The organism is Paenibacillus dakarensis (assembly GCF_001373415.1).
Lineage (GTDB): Bacteria > Bacillota > Bacilli > Paenibacillales > Paenibacillaceae > Paenibacillus_AQ > Paenibacillus_AQ dakarensis.
In genome coordinates this window covers 1-11208 of record NZ_CDSE01000037.1, presented here as the reverse complement: position 1 = coordinate 11208, position 11208 = coordinate 1, and the positions used below count along the sequence as shown (strand labels likewise).

The 11208-nt window shown below is 43.5% G+C and carries 14 protein-coding genes; 8 read left to right on the top strand and 6 right to left on the bottom strand.

Annotation, left to right across the window (positions count from 1 at the left end):
- On the bottom strand, positions 1 to 634 hold a 634-nt coding region (locus BN1234_RS10475), incomplete at its 3' end, for a YhgE/Pip domain-containing protein (RefSeq protein ID WP_245640145.1).
- A gap of 200 nt (positions 635 to 834) precedes the next feature.
- On the opposite strand from BN1234_RS10475, the gene BN1234_RS10470 reads away from it, so the two are divergent.
- Both BN1234_RS10470 and BN1234_RS10465 read left to right on the top strand, forming a co-directional pair.
- The gene (locus BN1234_RS10470) at positions 835 to 1338 is read left to right on the top strand and encodes a Crp/Fnr family transcriptional regulator (RefSeq protein ID WP_054956611.1); all 504 of its coding nucleotides are present in this window, start codon (positions 835 to 837) and stop codon (positions 1336 to 1338) included.
- Positions 1339 to 1355: 17 nt separating this feature from the next.
- Positions 1356 to 1766 (top strand): VOC family protein, encoded by a 411-nt coding sequence (locus BN1234_RS10465; RefSeq protein ID WP_054956610.1) that lies wholly within the window; start codon positions 1356 to 1358, stop codon positions 1764 to 1766.
- Here BN1234_RS10465 and hmpA read toward each other — a convergent pair.
- Positions 1761 to 2960 carry an NO-inducible flavohemoprotein gene (gene hmpA, locus BN1234_RS10460; RefSeq protein ID WP_054956609.1) on the bottom strand — a complete coding sequence of 400 codons (1200 nt, stop codon included), beginning with the start codon at positions 2958 to 2960 and terminating at the stop codon, positions 1761 to 1763. The genes BN1234_RS10465 and hmpA overlap by 6 nt on opposite strands.
- A 562-nt stretch (positions 2961 to 3522) precedes the next feature.
- On the opposite strand from hmpA, the gene BN1234_RS10455 reads away from it, so the two are divergent.
- Complete coding sequence (locus tag BN1234_RS10455; protein WP_054956608.1) at positions 3523 to 4197, top strand: YitT family protein; 675 nt, start codon at positions 3523 to 3525, stop codon at positions 4195 to 4197.
- Between the two features lie 126 nt (positions 4198 to 4323).
- On the opposite strand, the gene BN1234_RS22505 is transcribed toward BN1234_RS10455, so the two are convergent.
- The 3 genes from BN1234_RS22505 to BN1234_RS10445 all read right to left on the bottom strand — a co-directional run bounded on the left by BN1234_RS22505 (position 4324) and on the right by BN1234_RS10445 (position 6261).
- On the bottom strand, positions 4324 to 4500 hold the full coding sequence (locus BN1234_RS22505; RefSeq protein WP_170308024.1) for a DUF2188 domain-containing protein: 177 nt from the start codon (positions 4498 to 4500) through the stop codon (positions 4324 to 4326).
- Positions 4501 to 4604: 104 nt separating this feature from the next.
- Positions 4605 to 5573 (bottom strand): peptide-methionine (S)-S-oxide reductase MsrA, encoded by a 969-nt coding sequence (msrA, locus tag BN1234_RS10450; RefSeq protein ID WP_054956607.1) that lies wholly within the window; start codon positions 5571 to 5573, stop codon positions 4605 to 4607.
- Between the two features lie 76 nt (positions 5574 to 5649).
- Entirely contained in the window at positions 5650 to 6261 is a 612-nt protein-coding gene (locus BN1234_RS10445; RefSeq protein ID WP_054956606.1) for a TVP38/TMEM64 family protein, read from the bottom strand.
- Between the two features lie 371 nt (positions 6262 to 6632).
- Between BN1234_RS10445 and BN1234_RS10440 the strand changes: the two genes are divergently transcribed.
- Positions 6633 to 7334 carry a TerC family protein gene (locus tag BN1234_RS10440; RefSeq protein WP_054956612.1) on the top strand — a complete coding sequence of 234 codons (702 nt, stop codon included), beginning with the start codon at positions 6633 to 6635 and terminating at the stop codon, positions 7332 to 7334.
- Positions 7335 to 7350: 16 nt separating this feature from the next.
- On the top strand, positions 7351 to 7677 hold the full coding sequence (yxiS, locus tag BN1234_RS10435; RefSeq protein WP_054956605.1) for a protein YxiS: 327 nt from the start codon (positions 7351 to 7353) through the stop codon (positions 7675 to 7677).
- Positions 7678 to 7754: 77 nt separating this feature from the next.
- Here the strand turns inward: yxiS and BN1234_RS10430 are convergent, their stop codons facing one another.
- Positions 7755 to 8573 (bottom strand): AraC family transcriptional regulator, encoded by an 819-nt coding sequence (locus BN1234_RS10430; RefSeq protein ID WP_054956604.1) that lies wholly within the window; start codon positions 8571 to 8573, stop codon positions 7755 to 7757.
- Between the two features lie 218 nt (positions 8574 to 8791).
- Between BN1234_RS10430 and BN1234_RS10425 the strand changes: the two genes are divergently transcribed.
- From BN1234_RS10425 to BN1234_RS10415, 3 genes are all read left to right on the top strand, one after another.
- Positions 8792 to 9760 (top strand): sugar phosphate isomerase/epimerase family protein, encoded by a 969-nt coding sequence (locus tag BN1234_RS10425; RefSeq protein WP_054956603.1) that lies wholly within the window; start codon positions 8792 to 8794, stop codon positions 9758 to 9760.
- 52 nt (positions 9761 to 9812) lie between these two features.
- Positions 9813 to 10541, top strand: a complete 729-nt coding sequence (locus tag BN1234_RS10420) for a ThuA domain-containing protein (RefSeq protein WP_054956602.1) — start codon at positions 9813 to 9815, stop codon at positions 10539 to 10541.
- 296 nt (positions 10542 to 10837) lie between these two features.
- Positions 10838 to 11155, top strand: a complete 318-nt coding sequence (locus tag BN1234_RS10415; protein ID WP_054956601.1) for a winged helix-turn-helix transcriptional regulator — start codon at positions 10838 to 10840, stop codon at positions 11153 to 11155.
- Positions 11156 to 11208: the final 53 nt, after the last annotated feature.

Sequence of the window (11208 nt, the reverse complement as noted above, 5' to 3'; positions counted from 1 at the left end):
TTGCGATATTCATGGCCCGGTTGAGGTCAGGAAAATGGCTTTCGATGCGGAAGACCAGGCTTTCTACTTTTTTAATCGTGGGCAGCTCATTTTCGAGCTGGATTCCAAGCTCATTAAATATTCGAAAAATCGCTCCGTTCGCAGTTTGAATGAAGCTTTTACTTACCTCTCCTACAATTGCGGAAGCACCTTTAGCAGTTACTTTTGGTGCAATCGCATTAATTTTTTCATTCGTATAGTATAGAATTTCAGCTTTAGATGGTTCTTTCGATAGTACGGTTCCAATGCGAGCCGAGAAATCCTCAGGGATAATAATCGCTGCGTAATCATCACCGTGACGGACACCATGCACAGCGGAATCCCGGTCTGTAATTCGCCATCCTAGACTTTGATTGCCTTGAAGGGATCGAATAATCTCATCTCCGGCATTGATCGAGGTGCCTTGTAAAAGAGTACCCTTGTCCAGATTGGCAACAGCAATCGATAAGCTGGAAGTCTTGCTGTAAGGGTCCCAGGAAGATGCGATATTAAACCAGGCATATAGCGAGGGCAGCACAGCCAGCCCTATGATAAGAACAGAAGCGACCCAGTTTTTGGTTACGTTTTTCAAGTCGGTGAGGTAGATTTGTATCACATTCCGGATAAGTGGTCCCTCGCTTTCAAGTCCATTTCAGCTAGTATGCCGCTATCAAGGCGCCTGAATACGGAATTAATTTGCACAGGGCTTGTAAGCTAAATCAGATTACTCGTCCACTTTTGATATAATGGATAAGAAAGTTTATAAATTCGGCATGGCATGTATCGGGTTTTTTATCAGATCGGAGGAAAGAAGTAATGATTTTACACAAAGGGGAAGTGCTGTTTCATCAAGGGGATAGCGGCGAATATTTATATCATATAAAAAGTGGATTATTTAAGGTGACGAGACTTCATGAGAACGGAAATATGGTGCTTTTTAATATATTGTATCCCGGGGAGACGGTTCCACACCATTCTCTAATCAGTCCGAAGGAAACACACGGAACGGCTACAGCACTTATTCGTAGTGAAATTGAAGTGATTCCGGCAAAAGAGTGGTATCGGGAACTAAGAGAAAATCCGGAGAAACCAATGGAAATTGCCAAGCTCCTGCAGGAAAAGGTGCGGTTTATGCAGCAGCGTCTGGACCATTTGACGGTGGGTACTCCTGCAGAGCGGCTGGAGCTTCTGACCCAGTGGATGAACGAATATTCTGAGGGCATGTCTTTAGCTGAATTTTTGACACAAGAAGAGATCGGGCAATTGATCGGGGTTCGTCGTGAGACTGTAAATAGATTGTTAAGAGGACATAAGGAATAGAACCGGAGGGATGACCACTGCTGCACCATGTAGAGATTAACACGAGTGATCTAAAGCGCAGCCGGGAATTTTGGGGATGGTTGCTCACAGAGCTGGGATATGAGTTATATCAGGAATGGGATAAGGGGATCAGCTGGAAACAGGGGGAGACCTATATTGTGTTTGTTCAGACGGAGAAGCGATTCTTAGAATTTCCATATCATCGTCGTAGAACTGGTCTTAATCATATCGCATTCCATGCATCATCCCGATACCAGCTGGATGAGATGATTCCTGAATTGAAAAAAAGAGGGATACCCATCCTCTACGAGGATAAGTATCCCTATGCTGGCGGCCTTGGCCATTATGCCGTCTTTTTCGAAGATCCCGATCGGATCAAGGTTGAACTGGTGGCATCTGATCTGGATGTGCCAAGCTGCAAATTATAAAGTGCCAGCAGGGCCAAAGAATTCATAATGGATCTGCTCTTCTTGAACTCCAAGTTCCTTAAGGTCTTTAAAGATGGAAGACATAAAAGCTTGAGGTCCGCAGAAATAGCAATCGGATGACGAATCCATCTTGTCACGCAAGAAGGAAATATCGATGTAGCCTTGCTTATGACAAGCCTCTTCTTCCTGAGGGCATTCATAGACAACATAGGATTTAAGCTGTTTATGATCTGCTGCAAGCTTCTCAACATGCTCCTTCATCGCATGGTAGCTTCCGTCAATAGCTGCATGAATAAAAGTAACAGGACGTTCAGGCTGGTTAACAAGAACGGTCTCAAGCATACTGATCATTGGTGTTAGTCCGACGCCACCGCTAATGAGCACGAGTGGCTTTTCACTCTCCTGATCCAGTGTGAAGGAGCCGGCAGGTGCACTTAACTCAACCACGGTGCCCACCTCAGCATGACGGTGAAGCCAGGAGGAAACAATACCAGCCGGCTTTTCTGCTCCAGCATCTTCACGTTTAACACTAATTTTATAGTAGGGCTGTCCAGGTGCTGAAGATAGAGTGTAGTGACGGATATGTGTATTAGATTCTCCTTCTGGCTTTACACGCAGAGTAATATACTGCCCCGGCTCGTATTGGGATATAGCCTGCCCGTCTTGGGGTTTGAGATAGAAGGAAGTAATGACACTGCTCTCTTCCACTCTGTGGTCAATGACGAAGTTCCGGTAACCTCTCCAACCGCCAGGTGCGGTTTCTGCGGCGCGGTACATTTCGGCTTCAACACTAATGAATACATCTGCAATTACTTGATAAGCTTTTTCCCAGGCATCGATAATCTCCGGTGTGGCTGCAGCGCCAAGAACGTCTTTGATCGCACCCAGCAATGTTTCACCAACAATCGGATAATGTTCAGGTAAAATGTTGAGCGCACGGTGTTTCTCACCGATTTGCTTGACGACGGGGAGGATGTTTTCTAAGCGGTCAATGTTAGCAGCTGCCGCATAGACAGCACCCGCGAGTGCGGCGGGTTGTTTACCCTGGCGTTGATTCGCGTGATTGAATATATTCATAAGCTCTGGATGATGGATAAATAGTTTTTTGTAAAATACAGTAGTTATTGCCTGCCCGTGTACTTCAAGAACGGGAACTGTAGATTTAATGATCTGAATTGTTTGTGAGTCAAGCATGTTATATTACCTCTCTTTCGAAAATGCAACAAATCTTTCTATTTAAGTATATTCAAATTTAAAAGAAGGCCTTAGTGATTAAGATCACATGGTATATTTCAGAATGATGAACATATAGATTAGAATATATAAATAAACATCTATAGGTATCTTCGAAGAATAAAACACCATTATTTACCATTAATTAACATTGTTTCAAGTAAGCTGTTTAGTAAACGTATAAATTGTGTTATAATAGTATTAGTTAAGTTTGAACGGAAGGTGATTTCACCGGTGAATCCCTGCGTCAGTTCATTCTATCCATAATACAAAAATCTTTAAAACAAGAAAGGATCAGGATACCATGTGTCCCCGAAGGACGAATCCCCAAAGGACGATTTGGAAACGTTATGATCTCTCATACACTTAGCTTCTTTCGTAGAGCAAAGTCGGACGTCTAAAGACAAGGACAGCCTCTGCGAAAGGAAGGAAGCTTTGATGCGAAGGATGAATTCCTCAAGGGTACCTTTTCGTGGAGGTTGGACTATGTCTGACCAAACTACTACGACAAGAGGGAACCTGTATGAGGACAAGAAAAGACATCATCAATTTGATGTACACAATGACAGCTATGTTGTTTGGAACTTTTTTACTAGCGTTTACTTATTACCACATTAATTTTCAGAACCATTTATCGGAAGGCGGATTTATGGGTCTGGCTCTGCTGGGCAAGTATGTTTTAGATATTCCACCTGCACTTAGTATGCTGCTCATGGATATACCTATGCTAGTCATTGCCTGGTTTATTAAAGGACATAAATTTATTATTAATACAATGATTGCTTCTGGTATGTTTTCATTCTTTTACGCTATTATGGAACAGTACTCTCCTCTGGTAATCGAGCTTAATCATAACTTGTTGACAGCTGCTATCTTATCTGGTGTGTTAACGGGTTTTGGAGCCGGAATCGTTCTTCGGTATGGTGGAGCGACAGGCGGAGATGATGCGGTTGCCGTATTAGTAAGCGAATGGAGCGGACTCAAAGTAGGGACAGTATTTTTCTTAATGGATGCTGTTGTGCTATTGTTATCTTTGTTTTATATGCCGCTTATCGAAACATTGTATACCATTTTGGCGGTATCGATTGCAGGACAGATGATTACTGTTACAGCAACGTATGGTGTAGAGAAGAAACCAGTACGTCTTAAGCCGAGTAAGGTTGCTAAGGCTGCTCCACAATCGGTAGGAAGCCGTTAATTATTATTTCGAAAAGCTCGCCCGGATCAGGGCGAGCTTTTTTACTATTTCCGTGTAGATGAGCAGCAGAGCAAGGGATACCTGCCCCTGTGATGTGACATTTCTCTGCCTGCTACGATGCCGATATCATGACTCAGGATGGTTCTCATCCCATTCCTCTGCCTTGGCTGTGGCAATCGCAATTGCGCGCCCTTCATCATAATTTTCTTCCAGCAGCGCATTAGCGATCTCAACAGCTTTGTTTCGTACACGAGGTTCCAGGTTTTTCATGGATGGCGGGTAATCATTCTTACTCCATGGCATATAAAATCCTCCTCCTGAACGTTGAATGTAGTGTACATGTTATTACCCCCTCTGAATAATCGAAAACACAAAAAAGCCCTCTCAAGGAGGGCTGATAACAATTCCTATTCGAACATATACAAATATTCACCGTAGCCTTCTTTTTCTAAATCCTCTTTAGGTATAAAGCGGAGGGCGGCAGAGTTGATGCAGTATCTAAGACCATTCGGACCAGGACCGTCCTCGAATACATGTCCCAAATGGGAATCTGCTTGTTTGCTGCGGACCTCGGTACGTATCATCATATGACTGAGATCGATCTTCTCTTTAACGTTATAGTCCCGGATTGGACGTGTAAAGCTTGGCCATCCGCAGCCGGCGTCGTATTTATCCAGGGAACTGAAGAGCGGCTCACCAGATACGATGTCGACATAAATTCCTTCTCCTTGATGATCCCAAAATTCATTTTGGAAAGGGGCTTCGGTGGCACTGTTCTGAGTCACTTCGTATTGTATCGGAGTTAAACGGGTTCTAAGCTCTTGTTTATCGACTGATGGAGACCAATGTGCCTCAATAAAATCCTCACGGCCTGAGCCCTTGCGGTACCGCTTGTAATGAGATGGATTTTTCTTGTGGTATCCTTGGTGATATTCTTCTGCTTCATAAAATTCACTTGCTGGAAGAATAGATGTCACAATGGGTTTATTAAATCGTCCGCTAGCTTCAAGCGCTTGCTTCGAGGCTTCAGCCTGCTGTTTCTGCTCGTCGTTATGATAAAAAATAGCGGTGCGGTAAGACGTTCCGCGATCATGGAACTGACCGCCAGCATCGGTTGGATCAATTTGCTGCCAGAACAGCTCCAGCAGTTTCGTGTATGGAAATACCTGAGGGTTAAATGTGATTTGTACCGCCTCATAATGGCCTGTGGTGTCTGAGCATACCTCTTCGTATGTCGGATTTATCGTATGGCCGCCAGTATATCCCGAGACAACTTTAAGGATGCCAGGCATCTCTTCAAAAGGAGAGACCATGCACCAGAAGCACCCTCCTGCAAATGTGGCTAGTTCTGTTGAATCAGATTGAGTATTATTCATGATATCCCTCCATATTCAGGATGATGTTGTTGCAATGTCCATTATAAAGCATTTTGGCGTTGTTACCAAAAATAGTTTATGTACGGCTGTTGCGTTTGATTTTATGGTGGACAGCAAGGCCGACCATACTTGCACTCAGGATAAGGATAATAAGTATGCCCATTTGCACAGGATGATTTGTAAAGCCCTGGCCTAGTGCAGCATAAAAAAGAATTGCAGGCATCTTTCCAAGGCCGGTAGCAAGGAAGTAGGTCCAGAATGGGACGCGTGTTATGCCTGCGTATACGTTTACCGCCATTTGCGGAACGATCGGCAGCAAGCGTGCGATAACAATGGCCTTAAAAGGGTGACTTTCCACAACGGCTGTAAAGGAATCCAGCTGTCTGAATTTGGCTAGAAATGCTCTTCCTGAATCTCTATAAAGCGAAGCTGCCAGATAGACGATCACTGCGGCAGCGTTGGTAGCAAGCCAGGCTGTGACGGATCCCCAGAAAGCCCCGTAGGTATATCCCAATACGGCAATGATTGCTTTATAAGGGAATATGGGAAACAGCGCCAGCAGCGCAGCCAAAAGGAGAAGCAGAGGATAGGAATCATTTGTTTTTAGCCAAGTGAAAATATCATTTCTATAAATAAATGCAAGAGCAAGCATAATACTATAGATGATAGGTGTAATCCATTTTTTCATAATTGGTCCTTTCAGAATAGCGAGGTCAGTTCTAAATCCTATTTCTAAGTTCCATCATAACAAAGATTTAAAATAATAGTTAGCCAAGCGGAGTAATGATGTGTTATAATAAGATTAACCGAATATTTTTCCCAAAGGGGAGTAGCTTTTGCAGTAAAGTCGTCATGACGGGATCTTATACATATCCCCGGCTTTATTGGCAACGAGATATAGTTGTTAGCGAGACCTTTGCCTTTTCTTAAATAAGGTAAAGGTCTTTTTATGTGCCTAAAAGTGCCGTTACCTTATTTAATGGAACGGCGCTTTTTTCATGGGATGGAGTTCATCGGGGAGTGGAAACATATAAAAAATCAATGAAAGGTGGAGAAGTTATGGATTTTATGACAGTGGATTTCTGGATGGCGCTTCTATCCATAATCCTGATTGACCTGGTGCTCGCGGGTGACAATGCGATTGTCATTGGCCTTGCTGCGCGTAACGTACAGAAAGAAGACCAGAAGAAGGTCATCATCTGGGGTACCGTCGGGGCCATTATTATCCGCATAGTTGCCACACTTCTGGTCGTTAAGCTCCTGTTAATTCCGGGACTTAGACTGGTTGGAGGCTTGGCATTATTATGGATCGCTTATAAATTAATGGTGGATGAGAAACAGCACGAAATTTCAGCAGGAAGCAAGATGTGGTCGGCGATTCGCACGATCATAATCGCGGATGCGATGATGGGTCTTGATAACGTACTTGCGGTTGCGGGTGCAGCAGAAGGAGAATTCTTGCTCGTTATTATTGGTCTTGCTATTTCGGTTCCAATTATGGTGTGGGGAAGTACGATCTTCCTGAAACTTACAGAGCGTTATCCGATCGTCATTACGATAGGTGCAGCAGTACTTGCTTGGACAGCTTCCAAAATGCTCGTGGAAGAGCCAATGATTCACAGTATGTTTGCTAACCCGATCGTAAAATACGGGTTTGAAATTATAGTCATCGCTCTTATCGTTGCTCTAGGCACAGGAGTCAAGAAAAAGAACGTGGAAAAAGCAAGACGCAACCCGGTTCCAGTTAAAATGGTGGATTAGCAGGAGGAGAAAGCGTATGGAATCTGCGGATAAATCCGTAGAAGAACGGATTGTGGAAAGTTACAGACAAGATGAGGATATGATGATACTCGTCTTTGCACAATGGTGTGTCAATCATGGACTTAACCCTGTAGAGTTATACCGGAAGGCCTACCCCGATCAAGCGGAGAATGAGTCTTTAACGCGTGTACTTCAATTAACCGTTCCAGAAGAAGAAGCAGGAGACATCCCGGATCAGACTTTGCTTGGCGTATTGTCCTTATTTGGCAACGATGATCTTGCGATGGTTGTCACTGATGCGATCACTGTACGTGATCAATCCCGGCATAATCCAGATAAATAGCTCTTATAAATAATAAGACATGAGCACAAGAGGCCGTTCAGGGATTTATCCTTGAACGGCCTCTTGTGTTATCCGGTTTAAACGGATGTTCTGTGGGCATTTCGGAATTCTTTTGGTGAAATCCCGAATCGCGAACGGAAAACTCGGTGAAAATAAGTGTAGCTTGCAAACCCCGAAGTTTCAGCAACATCCTCAAGAGACATGGCGCTGAATATGATTCTTTCCTTGGCAATCTCAAGCCGAATATCCAGTGCATACTGCATAATCGTAGTATTGAAAGCTTCTTTGAACAGGTGTACAGCTCGGGACACACTGATATCGACGTGGGCGGCAACATCTTCGAGCTTGAAGATAGAGGAGGCATTCTCTTCTATAAAATTTTTCATGCGGTGCGCAAGATATAATTTGGGGGTGGTCGCCGGCTGTTCAGATAATAAGCGATCCACTTCAAGACATAAGATCCGCATCATATAATCGGATATTTCCGGAAATGGATTGGATAAACGACGCTGCTCCATAACCAGCTGACGGAATAGCCCGATATGCCGCTCGTCCAAGGGAATACGGATAAGAGTTGGCCGTTTTCGTGAAGTCCACCAGGCATCAACCCACGAACCCATGAAAAAAATATGATAATCACCGCTTTCAACTGCCAATTCACCCTGATGGTTTACTTCTTTCTCAATCTTCAGCTCATACGGCTGACCGGGACTAAATATCAGGAGGTCTCCTGGTTCGATAAGGGTTAATTCATTATTAATTCGGGCGCGGCAGCGGCCGTCGGTTTGAAGTCGCATTAAATAGGTCTCAAATCCTTTTTTACGTGTCATTTCAAAAGGCTTTCGGTGAAATGAGAAGTTGGCTGCCATAACATGGCTGGATAAATCATCGTGCATTGATTCGTCCCCTTTTTAACAAAAAATAATGACCAGATTGTTCATGTTTTGACCATATAATTCATTTTAAATGAAATCATTCCGGAATACTATGGAATTAGATACCCAAGGCACTTTTTCCACAAGAATTGTGGAGCCAAAACAGAATAAACAGTAAGAAATGGTTTATAAGAAATTGTATAATATACTTACTACACATTGGATCTGGAGGACTCGTTATGAAACTTGGAGTATTCATGGTTTTACTAGGTGGTCGTAAATTGGAGGATGCCCTTGATTATGTGGTTTCAAAAGGGCTTAAAGCAGTAGAAATCGGTACAGGCGGCTTCCCTGGAAATGCTCATTGTAATCCAACCGAATTACTGGAAAGTGAAACCGCACTCAAAAACTTTAAACAAGCGATTGAATCCAGGGGCTTGATCATCAGCGCTTTAAGCTGCCACGGTAACCCCTTGCACCCGCAGAAGCAGATTGCTCAGGAATATCATGATACTTTTGTAAAAACGGTTGAGCTGGCTGAGAAGCTTGAAGTACCTGTAGTTAATACCTTCTCCGGTTGTCCGGGAGATCATGAAAATGCTAAATATCCGAACTGGCCTGTAGCACCTTGGCCTAATGACTTCCAAGAGATCTTAACCTGGCAGTGGGATAACAAGGTCATTCCTTATTGGACAGAGTGGGGTAAATTTGCTGCTGACCATAACGTGAAGATTGGCCTGGAACTCCATGGTGGTTTTTCAGTGCATACACCAGCTACATTGCTTCGTTTGCGGGAGGCTGCAGGTGATGTGATCGGAGCAAACCTTGATCCAAGCCATATGTGGTGGCAAGGAATTGATCCAGTACAAGCGATTCAAATTCTGGGGCGTGCTGGCGCGATTCATCACTTCCATGCAAAGGATACCGTTATTGATCCTGTAAACGTGAATAAATACGGTCTCACCGATATGCAGCCATATACGAATATGATGGACCGGGCGTGGCAGTTCCGGAGCGTAGGATACGGGCATGATCTGAAGGCTTGGGCAGACATGATGAGTGCCCTGCGTCTTGTTGGATATGATTATGTCGTAAGTATTGAACATGAAGACGGTCTGATGTCTGTGGAGGAAGGGTTTTCTAAAGCCGTCCAAAACCTGCAGCAGGTATTGATTGAAGAGCCGCTTGGAGATATGTGGTGGGTCTAAGCTGCTGTAAAGTCCGATCACACACATCAGAACATTAGGGGGAAACAACATCATGTTGAATGTAACCATATGGAACGAGTTCGTTCATGAGAAAAATGATGATCAGGTTAAAGCAATATATCCGGAAGGAATTCATAAAGCCTTGGCTGATGGATTGAATTGCCCGGAGTTCAACATCCGCACAGCAACTTTAGAGGAGCCTCAGCATGGCTTGACGGATGAGGTATTGAATTTAACCGATGTTCTGTTGTGGTGGGGCCATATGGCTCATGACCGTGTAGAGGACGAAATTGTAAGCAAGGTCGTGAAGCGGGTGCAGGAAGGAATGGGTCTGATTGTTCTTCATTCCGGGCACTTCTCCAAACCGTTTAAAGCGCTTATGGGCACGTCTTGTGACTTGAAATGGCGAGTAGCGGGAGAACAGGAAATTCTGTGGTCCGTAAATCCGGCTCACCCAATCATGTCTGGAGTGAATACCCAAATTATTCTTGAGCATGAGGAAATGTATGGAGAGTTTTTCGACATTCCTACACCGGATGATTTAATATTGGTCAGCAATTTTGAAGGTGGGGAAGTTTTCCGCAGTGGCTGCACCTTCAGTCGCGGACAGGGTAAAATATTTTACTTCCGCCCAGGCCATGAGACATATCCAACCTACTATAATCCTGAAATATTAAAAGTAATTTCTAACAGTATCCATTGGGCTGCAATTAATTCATATGCCAATAAACCGGTGTTCGGAAGAAGCGAGCCGGTGCGTGCGTTAAAGGTCCTTGTTTAATATTTAATTCTGATGTTACAGCCCAAAAGAGTCGTTTCATGTCTAGCATGAAGCGGCTTTTTTGTTGTAAGAAATTCCCCCTTTTGCATAAAGTAAGTGATCTGTATAATAGATACAAAAATTGAAATCGTGATTGAAGTTATTTTTAACTAGTTTAAAAATATCAAATAAGGCAACAATTCATTGGTAAACGGTTTTCAGTTCAGTTAATTTATGCTATTATGATATATACTAACTAATTGTAAGTTTTGATGAACACAAATAGGTAGTGTGACTCTGTAAAGAGGTGAAATGATATGGAAGATGCTAATCTCAGTCTCTGTCCTCGTTTTGAGTCGGCATTTGCTTTTCTGGGAAAACGATGGAACGGACTGATTATTCAGACATTGATGAGTGGCCCAAAGCGTTTTAAAGATATTTCTAATTTCATTCCATCAATGAGTGACAAGATGCTCTCTGAACGAATGAAGGATCTGGAAAGTGAAGGAATATTAATCCGGCATGTGTATCCTGAAACACCGGTTCGCATTGAGTACGAGTTGACTGATAAGGGAAGAGCTTTAAAACCCGTTATGGAACAGATATCGATATGGGCTGAACAATGGGTAGAATAAATCAATAAGAACGAATTGCAGAAAACCTGCCCAGGCCATGTGCTAGAGGCGGG